This window comes from Tissierella simiarum (genome assembly GCF_018917865.1).
Taxonomy (GTDB): Bacteria; Bacillota; Clostridia; order Tissierellales; family Tissierellaceae; genus Tissierella_C; species Tissierella_C simiarum.
Genome location: NZ_JAHLPM010000001.1, coordinates 452700 through 475189, shown reverse-complemented (window position 1 = coordinate 475189; position 22490 = coordinate 452700). Strand labels below are relative to the sequence as shown.

The window sequence follows — 22490 nt, the reverse complement described above, 5'->3', positions numbered from 1 at the left end:
TTTATCAAACTATGGAATTGGATGCCATAGCAGTAGCAATCTTATGAATAATTTTGGGATGATTACAATAATTAGATTTTTCCAAATGGAAAAAGAAGGCGAAAAGCTAAGAATGGTTATTCTTTATTATGATTTTGTTTTATTTCATTTTCTAACTTGGCTATTTTTATTGCAGCATCTATTCCATACTTTACAATATTCTCTATTACTTCTTTAGGTATATTTTCCTTTGCATTTATTATACCTTCTAGCAATAATCTTTCCATTACTTCATTCTCAATTTCTTTACATATATTATTTTTCAAATATTTTTCATATGCAGCTTCTTTTAAGATAAAATTTGTATCTCTAATGTTAGTTCTTCCAAGAAGATAATCAATAGATACATCAAAAATATCTGCTATATTTTTTAATATATTTTTATCTGGAAATCTTTCGTTGGTCTCATATCTGCCTACCGTTGCCCTAGAAACATTTAAATCTTTTGATAGGTCTTCTTGCGTCATATTGTTTTCTAGTCTTAGTTGTTTCAGTCTATTACCAAAAGACATTTTATTCACCCTTATTTTTATAGTTATTTTGTGTAATGAAAAGTAGTTTTTATACTATGAAATCTTAAATACTTATAATATAGAACATAGCATTTTTAGTATATTTATATAATATAATGCACCAAAAAGACGAAAAAATTCAAAATACTATTGACAATCGACCGAATGGAGCTATAATATTAGATAGAACCACTATGGTACATTTAGATAAAAATAACTTGGAAAGAGATAGATTTTTAAACAAGAAAGTATCTAATATTTTTAAGATGATTACTTTATAAAAATTAATATTGTTTTTTAGTATCTGAGTATAAAAGATATTGAAAGTAGGTTATTTTCTAATATCTCCATAATTTTATACTCTTTTACATTATTTATAAAAGCTCTTAGCTTGCCCCACTGCTAAGAGTTTTTATCATGTGATTAGTAAATATTAAAGATATCTTAAGAAATGATTTATAAATAATTAACAAATAAATTATATAAATTTAATATAATCTAACTTAGTTATATACTAGATGGAGGTACATAGAATGGGAAGAAGGAAAAGAAAAAAGAAAAGTAAGTTTAGTTTAGGAATATTATTAATTATAATTATACCGATTTCTATAGCTTTATTTGCTAGAGATGATCAACCTAGTATTAAAGGAGAAGCTGCAATAGTTATTGATGGAGAAACAGGGAGGATAATATATTCAAAAAACATACATGAAAAAATGTATCCTGCAAGTACTACTAAGCTTATGACAGCTATTCTTTTGGAAGAAAATAAATCCCCAGAGGATATTTTAGTTTATAGTAAGAATGCTGAGTTCCAAGAACCTAGAAAGTTATCTTTGCCTGTAGGGACAAAGATTTCTGCAGAAAATTCCATGGATGCTTTGTTAATATATTCAGCTAATGATATAGCCTATATGATAGGGGAAAATATTTCAGGAAGTAATGATGAATTTGTAAAACTTATGAATGAAAAGGCTAGGGAAATGAACTTGAAAGATACTCATTTTGAAAATCCATCAGGTTTACCTAATGATAATCATTATAGCACAGCTTATGACTTAGCATTAATAGCTAAAAAGGCCTATGATTACCCTTGGTTAATGGAGGCAATTAACAAAGAAAGCAGTTATATAAAAACTGAAAACAAAGAAATTGATTTTGTTATAGATAATACTAACGTATTATTAAATAGAAATGGATGTGTAGGAGGAAAAACTGGATATACAGATGGAGCAGGTAAGTGCCTAGTAGCTTTTTATGAGAGAGGAGGCAGAAAACGTATTGGAGTAGTCCTAAAATCGAAAGATGATATTACTGTATTTGAAGACATGGAAAAAATAATAGACTGGAGCTATAATCCCGTAGGTAAGTTCTTAAAGAAGATTTGGTCATTATAAGAATTATATTTATTAAAAATGAAAAAATAGAAGGAAGAGAAAAATACTCTTAATCCTTCTATTTTATATTTAATCCATATATTTTTTTCCCTTAGTCAAAAGCTTGTTTTTTTTTGTACTTTTAAAGGATTCATAATAACTTTTTACATCTTTTGTAATGGAAGTGTCATGGCCGTTATCCTCTAATTCTTCTTCCATTTCCTTTAAAACAGCATAAAATTTATTGTCACTTTCTTTTTCAAGTTTACTTCCTTCTGATATATATTTGTTGGCTAATTTAGCAGTAGAAATTTCTCCAGCTTTATACTCAGCATAACCTTTGCTAATAAGAGCATTTAAATCGCCTTCAAATTCAGTTTGTAAAGATTCAAATTTGCTGTTATATTCAGACACAATGGATATATATGATTTACCATTGGTATTTTCTTCAATAGCATCTTTCTTTTCTCCAGGTTTTCCATTTTTATTAGATTCACCATTATTATTGGAATTATCAACAGCATCAACAGAATTATCTTCTTTATCCACAGATTCTTCCTTTTCTATAACTTTTAATAAAGGGTTTTCCACAATAAGTTCTTTATTATCATCAACATCATCAACGTTTGTTATATCTTCTTTATTTTTAAACTTACTATAACTGCTTATCATACCTATAGTAAATTTAATCTTATCAAAATTAATAAAAATCAATACAACTATAAGAGCTAAAATACCAATAAGAAAATATTTAAAATTACTTTTCTTTTTCAAGCCTCCCACAACCTTTCTGCCATATCTTTTAAAGATTATAACATATTTAAAGAAAACAAGAAATAAAAAATAAAAGTAGAATGAATGTTCTTTTATTTAAAATATAAGTAGTATATTATAATGATAACGAAAAAATCGGACTAAGGGGGAATAAAATTGGAAAAGGAAATACTAGAAGCCATAGGGAAACTTTTGGACGAAAAGCTAGATGAAAAATTGAGTCCTATTTGGAAGGAAATTAGAGATCTGAAAACAGATACGGAATTAATAAAGGCACAGCAAAAAGAACTAGAGTCACTACTTAATATGCTATTGGACAAGTCAGAAATAAATAGAGCTGAACATAATAAATTAACTCATGATATGGCACAGGTCTTAGAAACGGTTAATAATATAAGAAGAGATTTAACTGCCGTAGAAATTGTAACGGCTAGAAATATGGAGAATATTGCTCATTTAAAGGCTATAAAATAATACCTGCCGAAGCTAGGCAGGTATTATTTTATATATGTGATTTCCCGATATCTTTTGGTCCAAGTACAATTGGTTTCCATTTCTCTGGCTCTAGTTTTTGCATTCTTTTAGCATATAAGTGGAAAAATACTCCTAAAAGGAAATATCCTGCTAATAAGAATAATGAAGATGCAGAGATTTCTGATAGGGAAGCATATATAACCCATAAAGTAAATATAAGAGCAGCTAGCCCTACTAGAGTACCACCTTTTACTTTAAAAGGCCTTTCCCAATCAGGATGTTTCTTTCTAAGAGTAAGAAAAGCTAAAACTACTGCCGTATAAACTATTCCAGCAACGAAAGAATAAATAGTGTAAATATATTCTACCCATTGTTCTGGTGCAAAGACTGTAAAGTAAATTGCAAGTATTCCAACTACTATATTGCCTATATAAGGTTGTCCATCTTTATTGATCTTTGTAAATATAGGAGATAATTGTCTTTGTTGAGCAGCACCATATAAACATCTAGAAGCACTTAGCCAGAATCCACTTAAAGTAGTTACTGTACCTAAAATTCCAACGATCACAACTATTACAGCAAGCCAATGCTTTCCCACTAAGTCCGCAACTCTAGGATCTACAATGTCTATATTCGATATCCATTCAGCGGAAACTATTCCGCCATTACTGATAATTGCAAGTCCATAGATTAAAAATGTAATTCCAATAGCTCCTATATAAGCTTTCCATTGATCTTTTCTTGGGAAATTAGCTTCCTCTGAAAGTTGAGGTATAAGGTCGAAGCCAATATATTTAAATATTAATATACCAACAGCAGCACTATATCCTGAAAAACCTTTAGGAAACCAAGGTCTTAAGTTGGACATATTCCATTGACCGCTAGTTATTAAGTTTACGGAAACGAATATAGAAGTGACAATCATAATCCAAAATAAAAAATTTTGAATTTTTCCTAATATCTTAATTTCCTTATTGGTCATAAAGAACCATAGTATAAGTACTGCTAAGGCTACTACTTTAGTTTGAAAAAAAGTTAAAGGATAAAAATAATTTGTCATTGTAACGATGCCATATGAAACGGTAGGCATAGCAAGAACGTAAAGCAGAAGTTGTGCCCAGTCAAAATACCAGCCTAAATCCCAGCCAAAAGCATTAGAAATCCAGATATTTGCTCCTCCAGCAAAAGGAAGCATAGCAGACATTTCAGAATAAACAAAAGCTAATGGTAAAACGAGAACAGCAGTAGTAGCCAAAGCCCAGAAGCTTCCAGTACCACTTAATGCAAACCAATACTTGATTTCAACCATCCAAGCTGCAATCATACCACCAGCAGCCATGGCTATGACTTGAGATAGAGATAATTCCTTCTTTAAATTATTACTCAAAATTTTTACCTCCTTTAAATTGTAATTATTTATTTCAGTTTAATGTTAATTGCAAAATACATACCATCTGGAGAACTATTTAAATATGAGAGAATGTGACAAAAAACAACAATATTATGTTACAATAAGAGATAGATAGAGATTTGTGTATTGAAACATTTGACAGTTTCAAAGAATTGCATAACAAGGAAATAGAAAGAATTAAAAGTAGTTGGGAATATAAAAATATAAATACAAAAGCGTCTTGAAACGGGTGTTATGCTATCGCTAATGTGGTTATAGAACTGCTTGATAGTGAAAGTTTTAGGGAAAATAGATAGTTTTAATATGTTGTAACTATATTAAATATAGTGAGAGTATTAAAGAAATCTATACAGTACCTAAGAACCCCACTGCTTTAGCTGTGGGAGTTTCAGCTTTGCACCAATAGAGGGAACTAAATGGAGTATTGCATTGGCTGTAAATTCAGAAGATTATTCAATAGACATTCAACATGAGAAGATGAAAAGATATGGTTTAAAAGATGAATAGGAACGTAAAAGTATCATAGTATGTTACTGAAAGGTTACAAATTTTCATACTTAATTTTTAAAGTAGTATTTATTCAAGATGAACTCTTAGATTGATACTACTTTATTTTTGGCATGAACCTTGCTTAATTATATTTTAAGAGAAAATCGAAAGGAAGGGATACTTAAATGATACTAGTTCAAAGAAGTAATGCTACAAGAATGTTAGAAGATATAAAGACTCTTTCAGGTTTTGGTGGTCGCTTTGCAGGAAGTGAAGGAGAACATAAAGCTGCCGACTTTGTAAAAACTGCCTTTCAAGAATCTGGATTAGAAGTTGTAGAAGAAACCTTTATTATAGATGCTTTTGAAGAAATAGAATCTTATATTGAGTTAAATGGAAAAAGATATGAAACAAGAGCTATGCAATATTCTACATCTACAGAAGATACAGGAGTTGAAGGAGAACTTGTATTTGCAGGGATAGGCAGAGAAGAAGATTTTGAAAATTTATGTGTGAAAGATAAGATAGTAATATTTCATAGAGATAAGGAAACAGAAAAAGACCAATTTTGGCATGAAGTAAGTTTAGCTGCAAAAAAAGGAGCAAAGGGAGTAATATTAATAAACTTTGAACCTTGGATATTTGTCACTACTTTAGAAACTGGACTATTTGATCCTGAAAAACGATTTCTTCCAATAGAACCAAATCCAATTCCAGCATTAGTAGTAGGAAGAGATAGTGGGGAAGAAATATTAAGGAAGATGGAAAAAGGAAATAAAAAGGTAAAGATGTTTTCTAATACATTTAATGGAAAGAGAGAATCTAAAAATGTTAGAGGTATAAAATTAGGTACAGAACTGCCAGATGAAAAAATTCTTATCTATGGACATAGAGATTCTGTAGGAACACCTGGAGCCAACGATAATGGTTCAGGTACAGTTATAATGATGGAAATAGCAAGACTTCTTAAAGATATGCCAACAAAGAGAACTATAGAAATAGTTTCATTAGGAGCAGAAGAGCAACTAGGATCCATTGGGTCTTTGGAATACGTTAAAAAGCATAAAGATGAACTAGATAAAATAAAAGCTTCTTTTGAATTAGATATGGTAGGAGCAGGAAGCTCACTTTGGATTATAGAAAACGGAAACTGGCCAGATGAAAAGATAAAACTTTCAAAATGGTTATGTGATCATGTGAAAAATGCTGCCGATGAACTAGGATACCATATAGATTTAGGTTCCTGTGATTTAGGAACACCAGATTCAGGAAGATTTTCTAAAGCAGGAGTTCCAACTACTTGGATATGGGGGCCATCAGATATATACTACCATAGTCCAGAAGATACTTGGGAAAAAGTAGACCCTAATAAAGTGAAAGCAGTTTGTGATATAGCCCTTACAAGTATATACGATTTAGCAAACAAAGATAGAGTATAAATATAGATTAATAGGAGATTAATAAATGGAGAGGAACACTTTGTAATATATAAGTGTTCTTTTTTCATAGAAACATTTATAGATATTTTTGATCGCTTATGAAATTCAATAAAAAATAACAAAATAAGACAATATACCCTTTTATTTTTTCCAAAAAATGATATAATATAATCGTTCGTTCATCGAATGAATAAAGGAAGGTGGATTAATGGATTTTATAAAGGATATTAAATTCTTTACGCCAACTTTACAGCTAAAGGAATTGGCAATATTACAACATATAGAAAATAAAGAAGACACAACACAAAAAGAATTAGCTGACTTAATAAATGCAGCACCTTCCATGATCAATGTATATATTAATGATTATGAGGAAAAAGGCTATATAATAAGAGAATATATATCAGCCAAAACAGTAAAATATAAAATTACACCACAAGGAATTAATAGAAAAAATTATTTACTTATAAGCTACCTTAGAGAACTACTAGACCTATACAAACTAGCTAAAGAAAATGTAGAAAAATTTCTTCAAGATATTGAAAATAAAGGATATAAAAACATACTATTATACGGTGCTGGAGAAGTAGCAGAAACCATACTGGGTGTCATAAGAGACAGACAGCCTAGTGATATTACTGTAGAAGCTATTGTAGACGATAATCCAGAGAAATGGAACAAAGAATTATTAGGGCATAAAATTATATCTCGTGATGAAATAAAAGAATACAATCATGACGCGATAGTAATTACAAGCTATACATATGAAGATGATATAAGGAAGAGATTAGAAGAAGTAGGATATGATGAGGATAGGGTAGTTAGATTTTTTGGTGGGTAGTTGATTGGTAGGATGTAGTTATTAAGTGCTTGGCAATTAGAGAAATTTGCGTATAAACTGTTGGAATAGATGATTTGTAGTAATGTAAAATTAAACCTTTTGGAGGTTGTGCATAAATGTATAAAAAATATGTAAAGAGGATATTAGATTTTATTTTTGCAATTATATTGTTACTAGTTTTGTCACCTATCATGATGATTGCTGCTATAGCAATAAAAATAGAAGATCCAAAAGGGACAGTTTTATTTAATCAAAAACGACCTGGAAAAGATGCAAAAATATTTGGAGTCTATAAATTTAGAACTATGAGAGTTGAGACTGAACGTGATAATAAACGACTTTCCGATATGGAAAGAATGACAATGGTTGGCTCGTTTTTAAGGAAGACAAGCATAGATGAACTTCCACAGCTACTTAATATAATTCGTGGAGAAATGAGTTTTATAGGACCAAGACCATTGCTGGTTCAATATCTTCAATATTATTCATCAGAACAAATGAAAAGGCATGAAGCCATACCTGGAATATCTGGATGGGCTCAGGTTAATGGGAGAAATACAATTAGTTGGGAAGAAAAGTTTAAATATGACGTTTGGTACGTAGATAATCAATCATTTCTTCTTGACTTCAAAATCTTCTGTATGACTATTTACAATGTAATAAATAAAAAAGATATAAATAATTCACAAGGTGATACAATGCCAGATTTCAAAGGAGAAAGGGCAGGGATAAATTAAGTATGGAGAAAATCATAATAGTTGGTTGTGGTCAACATGCAAATGTAGTTTTATATAATGTGAAAAATCAAGGTAAATATGAAGCTTTAGGTTTTTTTGAATCTAATCCTGATAAAGTAGGAAGAGAATTTCATGGACTAAAAGTATTAGAATTCTATAAGGAATGGGACTTAAAAGAGTTAATAAATAAATATAAAACAAATAAATTTTTTATCGGTTTTGGGAATATGAAATATAGAAGACTTGTTTATAATGAGTTTGTAAATGCTGGCTGGGAAGCAGTTAATATATATCACCCTGATGCAGTTATATCGGAAGAAGCCAAAATTGGAAATGGGGTCTTAATAGAAGCAGGTTGCTTGATTACACCTAACCCTATAATTGGAGATAATGTAGTAGTGAATACCGGCTCTCAAGTAAATCATGATAATACTATTGGAAATCATGTTTACATAGCGTCAGGCGTAGTTTTATCAGGTGGAGTCATCATTAAAGATAATACTTTAATCGATGATGGAGTAATAGTTACACTTGGCAGAAAGATAGGAGCAAATTGCATAATTGGAGCTGGAAGTATTGTAACTAAAGATATTGAAGACAATGTAGTAGTATATGGTGCTCCTGCTAAAGTTATAAGAAGTAATAATAATATATAAATAAATACTGCTGTTTAAGGGTAAGTAGTATAAATTTTGGAGGAATATTATGACTAATAATAAACAAATACCTCTTTCAGTCCCTAATCTTTCACTAGACATTCTTGAAAATGTCAAGGAAACAATAGAGACGGGTTGGGTATCAACTGGAGGAAGGTTTATAACGGAATTTGAAGAAAAAATAGCAAAATACGTAGGTGTAGAAAGAACAGTATCATGTCAATCTGGTACAGCAGGTCTTCATCTTGCATTAAGAGTATTAGGTATAGAATCTAGAGATGAAGTTATAGTGCCTACACTTACATTTATAGCAGCAGTAAATCCAGTTAAATACATGGGAGCAGAACCAATATTTATGGATTGTGATGATACGCTTAATATGGATATGGACAAGCTGGAAGAGTTTTTAGAAAATGAATGTGACTATATAGATGAAAAAGTAATCAATAAAAGTACTAAAAGACAGATAAAAGCTATCGTAATAGTTCATGTATTTGGTAATCCAGCTAATATGGAAAGGTTAATGGAAGTTAAAGAAAAATATAACCTAAAAGTAATAGAAGATTCTACAGAAGCTCTAGGTTCTTATTATCTAGAAGGTAAATATGCAGGTAAATACTGTGGTACTATTGGAGATATAGGAGTGTATTCTTTCAACGCAAACAAGATAATAACTACAGGTGGCGGAGGAATGGTGGTATCCAATAATAAAGAATTACTAGATAAAGTATCATTTTTAGGGGTACAAGCTAAAACAGATTCTCTTTACTTTGTTCATGATGAAATAGGATATAACTACCGTATGACAAATATACAGGCGGCCTTTGGAACGGATCAAATAGATAGACTGGAAGGTTTTATAGAAACAAAGATTAAAAATTATAACTTATATAAAGAAGCTATAGAAGACATAGAGGGACTAACATTACTATCATTTAGAGCAGATACAAGAGCAAATCATTGGTTTTATTCTGTGATAGTAGATAAAGAGAAATATGGTATGGATAGAGATGAATTATTAAGAATGTTAAATGATGAAAATATTCAAACTAGGCCATTGTGGAGGTTGATACATAAACAGAAGCCATATTTAGAAAGTCAGAGTTATAGGATTGATATGGGCGAGTACTATGAGAAGAATCTGATGAATGTGCCTTGTAGTAGCAATTTAAGTGAGGAAGAGGTTGGGGTCGTAGTAAACAAGCTAAAAGACTATAAGATTTAATAGGCATATATTTATTCTTTAAATCAAACTATTATTTTTAGGAGACATAATATAAAAAAATATTTATGACATCTTGTGAGCTGATCTGAAGTTAACCCTTATTTTGGTGGAAGATATTCACATGTATATGAGAGTGGATTAAATATGCCGGAGATGATTGCCAAGAATATAAATGAGAACAGGAATGTAGATACAATAGTCCGGTATTAAAGAGTATTTATATAATGAAATGCAATGAGATTTACATCTTAAAAAGGAGTAGATTATTGATGAAGGACATACTGATAATTTCGCACTTTGTTGATTTTCCATTTGAGAAAGGAAATGACAGGTTTTGCTATATTGCCGAAAAATTGAGATTGTATGGTAACCAAGTAGAAATAGTTACTTCTGATTATATACATGTGAGTAAGTCATATCGTCACAAGGATAGCGTTGAACTATTGAAACTTAACTACAAAACAACAATTTTACACGAGCCATCATATCTAAAAAATGTTTCTTTGAAAAGAGTTTATTCACATTATGTATTCGGAAAAAACTTAGAGAGCTACCTACTAGGAAGAGATAAGCCAGATATCATTTACTGTGCTGTTCCGTCTCTTAACGTGGCGAAAGTGGCAGCAAAGTATGCCAAGAAGAACAATATACGTTTTATTATAGATGTTCAAGACTTATGGCCTGAGGCATTCAAGATGGTTTTTAATGTTCCTGTTCTAAGTGATGCCTTGTTCTATCCAATGAAAAAGCAAGCTGATTATATATATGATGCAGCTGATGAAATAATTGCTGTATCAAATACTTATATGAATAGAGCTTTAAAAGTCAATAGAAAGTGTAAAGAGGGTCATAGCATTTTTTTGGGCACAGAATTGGCATCTTTTGATAGTTTGATGGAAAAAAATAAATTTATCGGTAAGCCTGAGACTGAAATATGGCTTACATATGTAGGTACCCTAGGTCATAGTTACGATTTAACTTGTGTGATAGATGCCCTAAAAATATTGGAAGGGAAAGGAATTAAAAATATTAAATTTATTGCCATAGGTGACGGACCATTGAAATTCATGTTCGAGAATTATGCAAAAGAAAAAGGTGTATACGTAGAATTTATTGGTAGGCTCGAGTACGGCAAAATGGCAGGTATTTTGAAGTCATGTGATATAGCTATAAATCCAATTAAAGCAGGGTCAGCTGGAAGTATTATTAATAAAGTAGGTGACTATTCTGCAGCAGGTTTGCCTGTATTGAACACACAAGAATGCACTGAATATAGAAATTTAGTGGATGAGTATCAAATTGGATTAAATTGTCAGAATAATAATGCGGAAGATTTAGCTACAAAGCTAGTACAGTTGTACGAAAATGAGACTTTAAGAAAAACTATGGGGAAGAATAGCCGAAAATTAGCACAAGAACTATTTGATAGAAAACAAACATATATGAAAATAATAGATCTGATAGGATGAAACTTTACTCATAGCGCATTTTTTCTTTAAAAATCATTAAAATGTAGTTACCCTTTTAGTTATAAAACAATGATTAGTACTGTAAATAATGATGAAGCAGCGACATGGTTAAGATAAGGATTAAAATTTTGTATTTGAATTTATAAGATCTATTGCAAATTATATGTCGAAGGATGATCTCATAAATAAATTAATGAAGGAGTCTTATTACTTGAGAGAGAATATATAAAGAATTAACAAGTAAGTTCATATCTCAAATTATTGGTAAAGGAATGAGAAAATGGCCAAGCAAACGATAAAAGATGTTCAAACTAAAATATTAGAAACAATGAAATTCATTGATAGAATATGTCGTGAAAATGACATTGTTTATTACATTATGGGTGGAACTGCTCTTGGTGCTGTAAGACATAGTGGGTTCATTCCATGGGACGATGATCTTGATATATTCATGACGCCTAGTAATTATGAAAGATTTAAGACAGTGTTTAATCAAATAGAAAGCGATAAGTTCGTATTGCAAGAATGGAAAATTGTTGATAATTATTTGGAATATGCTAAAGTTCGAATGAATGGTACTACGTTCATAGAGAAAGCTTTCAAGAATCGAAAAGATATGCATCATGGTATATACGTTGATATTATGATACTTCATAAATGTCCTAATAAACTATTAATACAGAAAACTGTCTATTATGCATCTAAATATGTAACAATAGTGGCACTTTCTCAGAGAAATTGGGAACCTAAGACTAAATTTCAGAAAGTGGTTTTAAGAGTGCTAAAATTATTGCCTAATAAGTTGATTTCTCGACAGTGCTATAAGCTCATTTACAAGTATGATAGCCTAAAGAATGATTTTGTATATTGCTATTTTATTACAAAGGTTAATTTCAAACAAGGGATATTTGAAATTAGTATGTTTGGAAAACCTATTGATATTCAGTTTGAAGATACGGTGTTAATGGGCCCTTCTGATATAAAAAAATATCTCAAATATAGGTATGGTAATTACATGAAATTACCGTCTGTGGAAGAACAGATGGCAGCTGCACATGCGGAGGTGTACGATACAGAATCTGGGTTTGAAGAATACTTATAAATATATTTTACTTGATTGATTGTCTAAGTGTATATAAGTAATTGTTGCAAACTACTTACTGCTTTACAGAGAAAGCAAGTGTATGAAATAATGTTTGATTTTAGAAATAAATTCAAAACAGGAGAACTAAAGATTATGAGATAGATCATTGATTCTGTCTACTGAGAACTCATCAAACGACTCTTGGTGCGTGGATTTTTTCATAAAAGAAGGGGGAATCTCATATTGGGTATTGGGGAAATTGAAACCGAGAGAGTATTGCAACTTTTGATAGTATAATAAGAGTGATTGAGGATGCGCCTAAATAGTTGTTTGGCTACGGTATAATGAAATTTATCTAATATGATGATGGCAGATAAGCAGGTATATTGTCATGCTATTCTAAGATATGAAAAAGAAGTAAGATTATTTGGGCATAATTAGAAAGATAAGTTTTGGGGAGGAATCCCGAATTTGGTTATAGATGATTTAGATATGGATAAGCTTATCAGAATTTCTTCTTATTATTAGAAGTAATTTGAAATTGTAATGTAATAGAGAATAATTATTTGAAGGAGTGATCATTGTGAAAAAGTACAAGGTAGGCTACACGACAGGTGTTTATGATATGTTCCATATAGGTCATTTAAACTTGTTAAAAAGAGCGAAAGAGCAATGCGACTATCTGATTGTTGGCGTTACAACAGATGAATTAGTGTCATATAAAAACAAAAAAGCCATTATATCACATAGTGAACGAATGACAATAGTTGAAAGCATAAAGTATGTAGATAAGGTAGTGCCTCAAAAGAATATGAACAAAATGGAAGCATGGGAAAAGTATAAATTTGACGTTATGTTTGTAGGTAGTGACTGGAAGGGTACAGACAAGTGGAATGAGCTTGAGTATCAATTTAGTGCTGTAGGTGTAGATATTGTTTATTTCCCTTATACACAAGGAACTTCATCCACGAAATTAAGAGAAGTTTTGAATAAGATTATGAATAGTGATGTAGCGGTTACTAAGGAATAGATTACATATATCATAGAAAATTTATAAAGAAGGATCTAGGCACCTATCCTTTCAGGTATTTAAACTATGTAGGTAAATGCTTTATGTAAACATTAAAACTAGAAGCTAAGAGATTAAAAAACAAGGATTTGCTTGAATATACCTGTTTTGAAAAAGTTAACAAAAGAATATAAAAAACTTACTTCACTGGGAAAAAACAAGGGCAAGAGCAAAGAAATGTAATGAAGTATTTTAGTAGGTATTATACTTAAGAATTAAAGAAACTGTTTATAACACGGGAGTTGAATAAAATGAGAATTGAAGTTCTAATATCGGCTATGAATCAAACCAACTTTGATTTGGTTGAAAAGAATAACATTCGTTCAGATGCCCTAATAATAAATCAATGTGATAGATATGATTATGCTGAAAAAAGTTTTGATAAATATTTGGTGAAAATGATATCAACTAATAATCGTGGATTATCTAGAAGTAGAAACGAAGCTTTATTAAATGCAACTGGCGATGTGTGTTTATTGTGCGATGATGATGTAACATATAAAGATAATTATGTCCAAATAATTAAAGAAGCTTTTAAAAAACTACCGGATGCTGATATTATTGTATTCAATACAGAAAAGATGAATTGTTCTGATTTAAAAAAGCGTAAGCATATTGAAAAAATAAGAATAGCACCTAAACATAAAAACTATGGTTCTGTGCGAGTTGCTTTTAAATTGAGGTCTTTCAAAAAAAATAATATCTGGTTTAATGTAAATTTCGGTGCAGGGAGCATTTATAGTTCTGGTGAGGAATCATTAATGTTTAGAGAAGCTAATAAAAAAGGGTTAAAGATATATGAGTATCCGGCTTTTATTGCTAATGTTGACTATTCAAACTCAACGTGGTTTGAAGGACACAATGCTAAGTTTTTTTTCAATATTGGCGCGTGGTTATCTGTAGCATATCCAAAATCAAAACATCTGTTTAAGTATTATTATCCGATATCATTTAATAATCATTGTTCTTTAACTAAAAAGGAAATAATACATTACATAAATCAAGGTATTAATTCTTACAATAACTTATGTGGTTTTGCGGAAACACACACTTAAATGGAAAAAGAATAGATTAAAATGGTTTACTTGCTTTGAAAAGGTGAGGACTATTCTACACTTACTTTAAAAATATATTTTTAGAGTAAAAGGATATAAATGCTGTGTAGAAAAGTCTAATAATTAGTTATGCTTAAATTATAAAAATATGGTGTTAAACATAGAAAAGGGCTGAGTACGTTGAAATCTAAAACGAGTATAGTTGTATTATTTATGCAAATTTTAATAATGACATTGTTTTTTGGAAGGTTTAATGTGAATATTGGCTTTGCATTTAAACCATACATGTTTATGAGTATTTTTAACATTTTTTTCTTATTCAAGTATATGAAATTTAGCAAATTATTAACCTTCGAAAAGGCTATGTTGATATTCATTTTAGTTTATTCTTCTACAGCTTTACATTTTAGCTATCCAGAAGCACATTTGCGTTTTATATTTGCGTTTTATGTTATATTAATTTTTTATTTTTCAACGAGGGGATTACTTATATCCTGTAGTATTGACGAAGTAGAAAAGATGATTTCAAAATCCGGATTAATAGTAAGTATATTATCATTGACATACTATTTTATGGGGGTTTATAAAGCGGGGATGAATTTTCATGGTAATAACATATCCTACTACGGTTTAATTATAGATAGATCTATACCAAGGTTAACGGGAATAGTATCAGATGATCCAAACATATCTGCATTTTTTATTACATTATACTTTTTTTATTTTTTAAATAATTTAGATTCTAATAGAAATAGAATTTGTTTTATCATTACTTTAATTTGTATCATTTTAACTTTCTCAAGAGGAGCATATATATCCATATTAATTGCATTGGTGATATCATTTATGATTGAAAAAGACAGAAAATGGAAATGTAGATCTATCTTATTGGCTATAATAGTTCTTTTTGTATTAGTTAATGTGTTAGAAGTTTTAGGTATAGGATATGTAGATTTATTCAAAAGACGATTTTTAGGCATGTTAAGTAGTGGTGGAAGTGGAAGGAGTATTATCTGGAAAAATGCATTTGAAACATTTATAAAGAACCCAATATTTGGAATTGGGATTAATGCTTTTTTAAATTATAGTACATCTAATTACGGAATACATAACTATATACACAATACATTCCTTGAGGTTCTTGTAGAATCTGGGGTAGTTGGTTTCTTTATATATGGCTTATTTTTAATTTTAGTATTTTTTAGCTGTATTAAGTTATTTAAAAAAAATAAAGAAACAAAATTTTTATTAGTAACATTTATTGGAATGATGTTTCAAATGTTTTTTTTATCCATACTATTAAGTGAAGTATTTTATTTCATAATACTTTTAATATATCGATATAGTAAAGAGTATTTAAGTGTAGATACTGTGGATTAACGTGGATACAAAAATTACATGGAACTCTTTATTGCATTGTATGTGAATAAATTAATTCGCAGATAACAAGGGAATTCAATGAAAAAAGCAGCAATTCTTTTAGTACTAATAACAATAATTTCAAAAATATTTAGCTTTGCTAGGGGGATTACTTTGCCATATTTCTATGAGACATCAAGTATAAGTGCCGCCTATTTAATATCAATAACAATACCTGCGGTCATATTCTCTTTTATAGGGGCCAGTATATCAGCAGAGGATTGCCTATACAACAAGATAGAACAAGAGTATGGAGAAAAGGAAGGAAATAAATATACTAATAATCTTGTAAATATATTGATAATCATAATAGTACATATGATTATTCTGGGGCTTTTATTTACAGACCAGAAACAGTAAAGATATTCTCACTAGGATTTGAAGGAGAAACTTTAGCTTTACAATTAAAATTACCAAGATAAGTTTATTGGGAATATATTGTATAGGGCGTATATATTTAATGGATTTCTCCATATAAAAGGGAATTATGTAATACCAGCATTAATTCGGGTCCCAATAAATTTCTTTATTATAATATCTATAGGGAGTGTTGTAGCTATAACTTCACAGCTGATATTACTAGTACCTTTCATACATAGAAAAGGATATAGACATAACTTTGTATTAGATATAAAAAATGAGTATATTAAAAATATTGTATATATAGCATTACTAGTTACAATTGGAGTGTCAGTAAATCAGGTAAATGTACTTGTTGATAGAACTTTAGCGTCTAGTGTTGCAATAGGTGGGATATCAGCTCTTAACTATGCTAATAAACTGAATGGATTTGTACAAGGTTTATTTGTTATTTCAGTAGCAACTGCTATGTATCCTATGATATTTAAAATGACGGCAGAGAATAATATAAAGGAACTGAAAGAAACAATATTAGAAGATATAAATTCAATTAGTTTATTAGCCATACCAGTTACAATTGGAGCTATGTTCTTTGCAGAGCCGATAGTTAAACTTTTATTTGGTAGAGGAGCAATTTGAATCTCAGGCCATACCTATTACCTCCAGTACATTGTTTTTTACTCTATTGATATGATTGGTTTCAGGCTTAGGTTAATTCTTAATAGAGTTTTTTATTTTTTACAGGATGAAGATTCCAATGAGCAACGAAGCTATAGCAATAGTTATGAATATTATTCTATCAAAATACATGGGTATAGGTGGACTGGCTCTAGCCACAAGTATATCGACTATATTTTGTACAACATTATTATTTATAAGTTTTAGAAATAAAATAGGCTCATTTGGTATGAAGAACATAGCTATTTCCTCGATAAAAATCCTATGTGCTTCATTGGCTATGGGAACAATAGCTAAGCTATCCTATAGTGTTTTACTTAAATATATAAGTGGCTAATACATCATTAATAGTCTCAATTGGTATAGGTTGCAGTAGTATATTTTGTTATAATCTATTCTATGAGAATAGAGGAAGTAGATACTATGATAAATGCAGTAAAAAATAATTTGAAGAGAAGTGTAAGAAATGCATAAAATAGAGTATTTTTAAATGGAGGACAATTACATATGACTATATTAATAACAGGGGGTATAGGTTATATTGGAAGTCATATTTGTGTAGAGTTGTTAAATACGTGCTATGATGTTGTTGTATTAGACAACTTTTCCAATAGTAAACCTGAATCCTTAAATCGTATACAAGAAATAACAGGAAAATCATTAAAATTTTATAATGCTGATGTTTTAGATAAAGAAAGACTTGAAGAGATATTTAAAGAGAACAAAATTGAAACAGTAATTCATTTTGCAGGATTTAAATCAGTAGGAGAGTCAGTAGAAATTCCTATTGACTATTATCATAATAATATTACTGGAACATTAATACTTTGTGAAGTTATGGCGAAATATAATGTAAAGAAAATGGTATTTAGTTCATCTGCGGCTGTATATGGTAAGAATAATAAATCACCGTTAACAGAAAATTTACCCCTTAGTGCTACTAGTCCTTATGGTTGGACTAAGCTTATGATAGAGCAGATTTTAAAAGATGTATTTATTTCTGACAGAGAATGGAGTATATCTTTACTTAGATATTTTAATCCTATTGGAGCTCATGAAAGTGGTAAGATTGGCGAAAACCCAAATGGAATACCCAATAATTTAATGCCTTATATAACTCAAGTAGCTGTCGGCAAAAAAGAAAAACTATATGTTTTTGGAAATGATTATGATACACATGATGGAACTGGAGTTAGAGATTATATTCATGTGGTAGATTTAGCAAAAGGACACTTAAAAGCACTTGAAAGAATTATGGAAACTACAGGAATTAATACATATAATCTTGGTACTGGTATAGGCTATAGTGTACTTGATGTAGTCAATAGTTTTGAAAGAGTTACAGGAAAAAGAATACCATATATTATTGCAGATAGAAGACCAGGTGATATTGCTAAATGTTATGCAAATCCTACAAAAGCACTTAAAGAATTAGGTTGGAAAGCAGAAAAAAGTCTTGATGATATGTGCCGAGATGCATGGAGATGGCAAGCTAATAATCCAAATGGATATGAGGATAGAACAACTGTATTTGGGAAAGAATTAAAAAATATTGTTCTTGATGAAGCTGCAATTTCTAAAGAAGAATAGAAATATAGAAAAAATGGAGTATGAATCATAAATGAAAAAAACAGCAATTCTTTTAATGTTAATAACAATAATTTCAAAAGTATTTGGTTTTGCTAGGGATATAACTCTTTCATATTTCTATGGAGCATCAAGTATATCTGATGCCTATTTAATATCTTTAACGATTCCAACTGTAATATTTTCCTTTATCGGAACTGGTATATCTACAGGATATATACCTATGTATAGTAAGATAGAACAGGAGTATGGAGAGAAAGAAGGAAATAGGTATACTAATAATCTTGTAAATATATTGATAATTATATGTACAATTATGATTATCTTTGGGCTTTTATTTACAGATCAAATAGTAAAGATATTTGCACTAGGATTTGAAGGAGAAACTTTAGCTTTAGCAGTTAAGTTTACAAAGATAAGTTTATTGGGAATATACTTTACAGGGCTTATATATATTTTTAATGGATTTCTTCAAATGAAAGGGAATTATGTAATACCGGCATTGATTGGGTTTCCAATGAACTTCTTTATAATACTATCTATATTTTTAAGTTCAACTACAAATATTACAGTGTTATCTATAGGAAGTATTGTAGCTGCAGCTTCACAGCTGATGTTACTAATACCTTTTATACATAAAAAAGGATATAGATATAAATTTATATTGGATATAAAAGATAAGCATATTAAGAATATGGCATATATAGCATTACCAGTTATAATTGGAGTATCAGTAAATCAGATAAATGTACTAATTGATAGAACGCTGGCTTCTAGTATTGCAGTGGGTGGTATATCTGCACTTAACTATGCTAATAGATTAAATGGTTTTGTGCAAGGATTGTTTGTTTCTTCAATAGCAACTGCTATGTATCCTATGATATCTAAAATGGCTGCGGAAAATAATGTAAGCGGGCTTAAAAAATCAGTGTCAGAAGCTATAAATTCAATAAATCTTTTAGTTATACCAGCTACAGTAGGAGCTATGATATTTGCAGAACCAGTAGTTAAACTGCTATTTGGTAGGGGAGCATTCGATCCTCAAGCTATATCAATGACTTCTGTTGCTTTGTTTTATTATTCAATTGGTATGGTCGGTTTCGGGTTAAGAGAAATATTATCAAGAGCTTTTTACTCTCTACAAGATACTAAGACTCCTATGATTAATGCTGCCATTGCTATGGTTATGAATATTGTTTTAAATATAATACTTTCAAAATATATGGGCATAGGTGGACTTGCCTTAGCAACAAGTATATCAGCTATATTCTGTACAGTACTATTATTCATAAGCTTTAGAAAGAAAATAGGCTCATTTGGTATGAAAAACATAACTATTTCCTCTATAAAAATTTTATGTGCTTCATTGGTCATGGGAGTAATAGCTAAGCTATCCTATACTATTCTACTTAAATATATAAGTGCTAATTTATCCTTAATAATTTCAATTGGTATAGGTGCAGTAGTATATTTCATCATTATCTACTTTATGAAGATAGAAGAAGTGGATACTATGATAAATGCAGTAAAGAAGAAGCTAAAGAGAAATACAGATGTATGTAGGTAAAAGACGAAGCTCAATTCAGAGTATTGTTTACTATTTTAAACAAAAATAATAGAAGGAAGTATTAATTAGCAGCTATATTATTATTTTAAAACACTCCCTTAAATTACCTTGTATGTAAAGATTGATTATACAAAAAATACATATGAGGTGATAATAGTGAAAGAAAAGCAATCTAAAGAGAAACAATCTAAAGAAAAAATTGATAAAAACTTTTTTAAAGCCATGAATTATGAACTTGCTGGTGAGATTGGTGTAATAGATAATGAAGATATGATAAATAATAAAAGAATTGATTCGCCTGAGGATAATGTTGAAAAATAGTCCACTAAAGAAAGAAAATCAAATGCAGTGGGCTAGAATGGTGAAAACATCCTAAATTGCGTTGAAGAAATTGTACTGAATGAGATAATTTAAGCATAAATAACAAACCCGACAGTTAGTTATAAGTAGTTAACTGTCGGGTATTTTAATTCATTTTTTATATTTATCGGATTATCGACTAAGTCGGACAATAAAAGTAGATCCATTGTATTCCTTGCTTTTTACTGTTATTTTACCACCACATAAATCAATAATGCGTTTTACAATAGAAAGTCCTAATCCATGTCCATCAGTTTTATGTGCCAAATCTCCTTGATAAAATTTATCAAATGCATGCTCTATCATTTCATCTGTCATTCCAATACCGTTATCTTTAATTTTGACTTTGACATCATTTCCTGTTTCATAGCACGTTACTTCGATTTTTCCGTTTTCATAGCTATATTTAATTGCATTTCCAATGAGATTCAGCCATACATGCATCAGCATTTCTTCATCGCCGTAATAATCTATAGGATTCAATGTGAGATGTAATTCTATGTTTTTAGCTTCCCATTCTTTCTCTAATAATAGAATACAATGCCGCAACTGTTCATCCAGAGAAAATTTAACTTTGTTTGATATAATATTTTGATTTTCCAATTTGGTAAGAAGTAAAATGTTTGAAGACATATTCGTTAAGCGCTCCGATTCTTTGATAATAATATCTGTGTATTCTTTTATCTCATCGTTGGTAAGGGAAGAATTCTGAAGCTGCTTAGCAAAACCCCGGATTGAAACAATAGGAGTTTTGAATTCGTGAGAGAAATTGTTTATAAAGTCTCGATGCATCATTTCGACACCAGAAAGCTCAAGTGACATATCATTAAAGTTTTGAATTAAATCTCCCAATTCGTTGTCCATGTTTAAATTTGAAACCTGTATATTATAATTTCCTTTTGCTACTTCTTTTGTTGCGGCGATTAATTCATTCAAAGGCTTTAATACATGTTTTCCTGTAACATAAGACATAATAGTGCCAAAAATAATACTAATAAAACATATTATAAAAAACATAACTGCTGGTGCCATTCGGCGGCTTTCTAAAAGATTAAATTTGTACAGGGACAGCAGCATTAATCCAGATATTAACCAAGAGGACACCATAATGAGAAAGACCACAATTACAAATATAATGTTCAACTTTCTAATTCTTTTCATCTTTTTTTACCGCCTTATATCCAAGACCACGAACCGTAATGATTTCGAAGTCATGATTTGTTTTGAATCTTTCCCGTAAACGGTTAATGTGAACATCTACAGTACGTTCATCTGTATCACTGTCCATATCCCAGATTTCATCCATTAGCTGTCGTCTTGTTAGGATCTTATTTTGGAATGACAGCAGTTTGAATAAAAGCATAAATTCTTTTTTTGGTAATTCCTCTGAATAACCGTTTTTTGTAACAGTAAGAGAATCATAGTCTAAAATTGTTTCACCTACAGTTAGCCTATGTTCGTTTGCAATCTTCGCTCTCCTTAACAGTGCAGAAATTCTTAATAGCATTTCTTCTTCGTTCACTGGTTTCACCATATAATCATCTGTTCCAGAGAGAAATCCAATTTTCTTATCGGCAAAGGCTTCTTTCGCCGTTACCATCAAGATAGGAAGGGTATAGCCTGTATCCCTTAATAGTTGCGTAAGTTCAAATCCATTCATATTTGGCATCATAACATCGAGAAGGATTAGATCAACATGATTTTTGTCGAGGGCTTCCAGCGATTCTAAGCCATCTTTCGCCAAAATTGGTGTATAGCCATTTTGTGACAAAATATTTTTCATAAGTTTACGTGTATTTTCATTATCATCTACAACTAATATATTAAACATTTCAGAAACCTCCATAGGCGTGATTTACAACTTTTATT

24 protein-coding genes are annotated in these 22490 nt (G+C 30.2%); 19 read left to right on the top strand and 5 right to left on the bottom strand.

Going from position 1 to position 22490, the window contains the following annotated elements:
• Positions 1–116 precede the first annotated feature (116 nt).
• On the bottom strand, positions 117–551 hold the full coding sequence (locus tag KQI42_RS02365; RefSeq protein ID WP_216516318.1) for a helix-turn-helix domain-containing protein: 435 nt from the start codon (positions 549–551) through the stop codon (positions 117–119).
• 116 nt (positions 552–667) lie between these two features.
• On the opposite strand from KQI42_RS02365, the gene KQI42_RS02360 reads away from it, so the two are divergent.
• Positions 668–832, top strand: coding sequence for a hypothetical protein (locus KQI42_RS02360; RefSeq protein WP_216516316.1), 165 nt, complete (start codon positions 668–670; stop codon positions 830–832).
• A 252-nt stretch (positions 833–1084) separates the two neighbouring features.
• Positions 1085–1948, top strand: a complete 864-nt coding sequence (locus KQI42_RS02355) for a D-alanyl-D-alanine carboxypeptidase family protein (protein WP_216516314.1) — start codon at positions 1085–1087, stop codon at positions 1946–1948.
• Between the two features lie 69 nt (positions 1949–2017).
• Here KQI42_RS02355 and KQI42_RS02350 read toward each other — a convergent pair whose 3' ends face one another.
• Entirely contained in the window at positions 2018–2701 is a 684-nt protein-coding gene (locus KQI42_RS02350) for a hypothetical protein (protein ID WP_216516312.1), read from the bottom strand.
• Positions 2702–2857: 156 nt separating this feature from the next.
• On the opposite strand from KQI42_RS02350, the gene KQI42_RS02345 reads away from it, so the two are divergent.
• A complete protein-coding gene (locus KQI42_RS02345) occupies positions 2858–3175 on the top strand; it encodes a hypothetical protein (protein ID WP_216516310.1) in 318 nt (105 codons plus the stop codon).
• Positions 3176–3203: 28 nt separating this feature from the next.
• Here KQI42_RS02345 and KQI42_RS02340 read toward each other — a convergent pair whose 3' ends face one another.
• Positions 3204–4562, bottom strand: a complete 1359-nt coding sequence (locus KQI42_RS02340) for an APC family permease (RefSeq protein WP_216516308.1) — start codon at positions 4560–4562, stop codon at positions 3204–3206.
• A 698-nt stretch (positions 4563–5260) separates the two neighbouring features.
• On the opposite strand from KQI42_RS02340, the gene KQI42_RS02335 reads away from it, so the two are divergent.
• The 16 genes from KQI42_RS02335 (at position 5261) to KQI42_RS02260 (ending at position 20582) form a co-directional block, all read left to right on the top strand.
• Entirely contained in the window at positions 5261–6514 is a 1254-nt protein-coding gene (locus tag KQI42_RS02335) for a M20/M25/M40 family metallo-hydrolase (protein ID WP_216516306.1), read from the top strand.
• A 208-nt stretch (positions 6515–6722) separates the two neighbouring features.
• A complete protein-coding gene (locus KQI42_RS02330; protein ID WP_216516304.1) occupies positions 6723–7355 on the top strand; it encodes a winged helix-turn-helix domain-containing protein in 633 nt (210 codons plus the stop codon).
• Between the two features lie 116 nt (positions 7356–7471).
• Positions 7472–8092, top strand: coding sequence for a sugar transferase (locus KQI42_RS02325; protein WP_216516302.1), 621 nt, complete (start codon positions 7472–7474; stop codon positions 8090–8092).
• Positions 8093–8094: 2 nt separating this feature from the next.
• Entirely contained in the window at positions 8095–8748 is a 654-nt protein-coding gene (locus tag KQI42_RS02320; protein ID WP_216516300.1) for a NeuD/PglB/VioB family sugar acetyltransferase, read from the top strand.
• Positions 8749–8797: 49 nt separating this feature from the next.
• On the top strand, positions 8798–9973 hold the full coding sequence (locus tag KQI42_RS02315; RefSeq protein WP_216516299.1) for a LegC family aminotransferase: 1176 nt from the start codon (positions 8798–8800) through the stop codon (positions 9971–9973).
• Between the two features lie 269 nt (positions 9974–10242).
• On the top strand, positions 10243–11442 hold the full coding sequence (locus KQI42_RS02310) for a glycosyltransferase family 4 protein (protein ID WP_216516298.1): 1200 nt from the start codon (positions 10243–10245) through the stop codon (positions 11440–11442).
• Between the two features lie 280 nt (positions 11443–11722).
• Positions 11723–12544, top strand: a complete 822-nt coding sequence (locus tag KQI42_RS02305; RefSeq protein ID WP_216516296.1) for a LicD family protein — start codon at positions 11723–11725, stop codon at positions 12542–12544.
• Between the two features lie 565 nt (positions 12545–13109).
• Positions 13110–13556 (top strand): FAD synthase family protein, encoded by a 447-nt coding sequence (locus tag KQI42_RS02300; protein WP_343231631.1) that lies wholly within the window; start codon positions 13110–13112, stop codon positions 13554–13556.
• A gap of 290 nt (positions 13557–13846) precedes the next feature.
• The gene (locus KQI42_RS02295; RefSeq protein ID WP_216516295.1) at positions 13847–14650 is read left to right on the top strand and encodes a glycosyltransferase family A protein; all 804 of its coding nucleotides are present in this window, start codon (positions 13847–13849) and stop codon (positions 14648–14650) included.
• A gap of 327 nt (positions 14651–14977) precedes the next feature.
• Positions 14978–16030 carry an O-antigen ligase family protein gene (locus KQI42_RS02290; RefSeq protein WP_216516293.1) on the top strand — a complete coding sequence of 351 codons (1053 nt, stop codon included), beginning with the start codon at positions 14978–14980 and terminating at the stop codon, positions 16028–16030.
• A gap of 78 nt (positions 16031–16108) precedes the next feature.
• Complete coding sequence (locus KQI42_RS02285; protein ID WP_216516292.1) at positions 16109–16429, top strand: hypothetical protein; 321 nt, start codon at positions 16109–16111, stop codon at positions 16427–16429.
• Positions 16430–16507: 78 nt separating this feature from the next.
• Positions 16508–17068 carry a lipid II flippase MurJ gene (locus tag KQI42_RS02280; protein ID WP_216516290.1) on the top strand — a complete coding sequence of 187 codons (561 nt, stop codon included), beginning with the start codon at positions 16508–16510 and terminating at the stop codon, positions 17066–17068.
• A 118-nt stretch (positions 17069–17186) separates the two neighbouring features.
• On the top strand, positions 17187–17444 hold the full coding sequence (locus KQI42_RS02275) for a polysaccharide biosynthesis C-terminal domain-containing protein (protein ID WP_216516289.1): 258 nt from the start codon (positions 17187–17189) through the stop codon (positions 17442–17444).
• Positions 17445–17614: 170 nt separating this feature from the next.
• Positions 17615–18697 (top strand): UDP-glucose 4-epimerase GalE, encoded by a 1083-nt coding sequence (gene galE, locus KQI42_RS02270; RefSeq protein WP_216516287.1) that lies wholly within the window; start codon positions 17615–17617, stop codon positions 18695–18697.
• A gap of 31 nt (positions 18698–18728) precedes the next feature.
• Complete coding sequence (murJ, locus tag KQI42_RS02265) at positions 18729–20261, top strand: murein biosynthesis integral membrane protein MurJ (protein ID WP_216516285.1); 1533 nt, start codon at positions 18729–18731, stop codon at positions 20259–20261.
• A gap of 156 nt (positions 20262–20417) precedes the next feature.
• On the top strand, positions 20418–20582 hold the full coding sequence (locus tag KQI42_RS02260) for a hypothetical protein (RefSeq protein ID WP_216516283.1): 165 nt from the start codon (positions 20418–20420) through the stop codon (positions 20580–20582).
• A 171-nt stretch (positions 20583–20753) separates the two neighbouring features.
• On the opposite strand, the gene KQI42_RS02255 is transcribed toward KQI42_RS02260, so the two are convergent.
• Complete coding sequence (locus tag KQI42_RS02255; protein WP_216516281.1) at positions 20754–21782, bottom strand: sensor histidine kinase; 1029 nt, start codon at positions 21780–21782, stop codon at positions 20754–20756.
• Entirely contained in the window at positions 21769–22452 is a 684-nt protein-coding gene (locus KQI42_RS02250) for a response regulator transcription factor (protein ID WP_216516279.1), read from the bottom strand. Before KQI42_RS02250 ends, KQI42_RS02255 begins: the two co-directional genes overlap by 14 nt.
• Between the last annotated feature and the right edge of the window lie 38 nt (positions 22453–22490).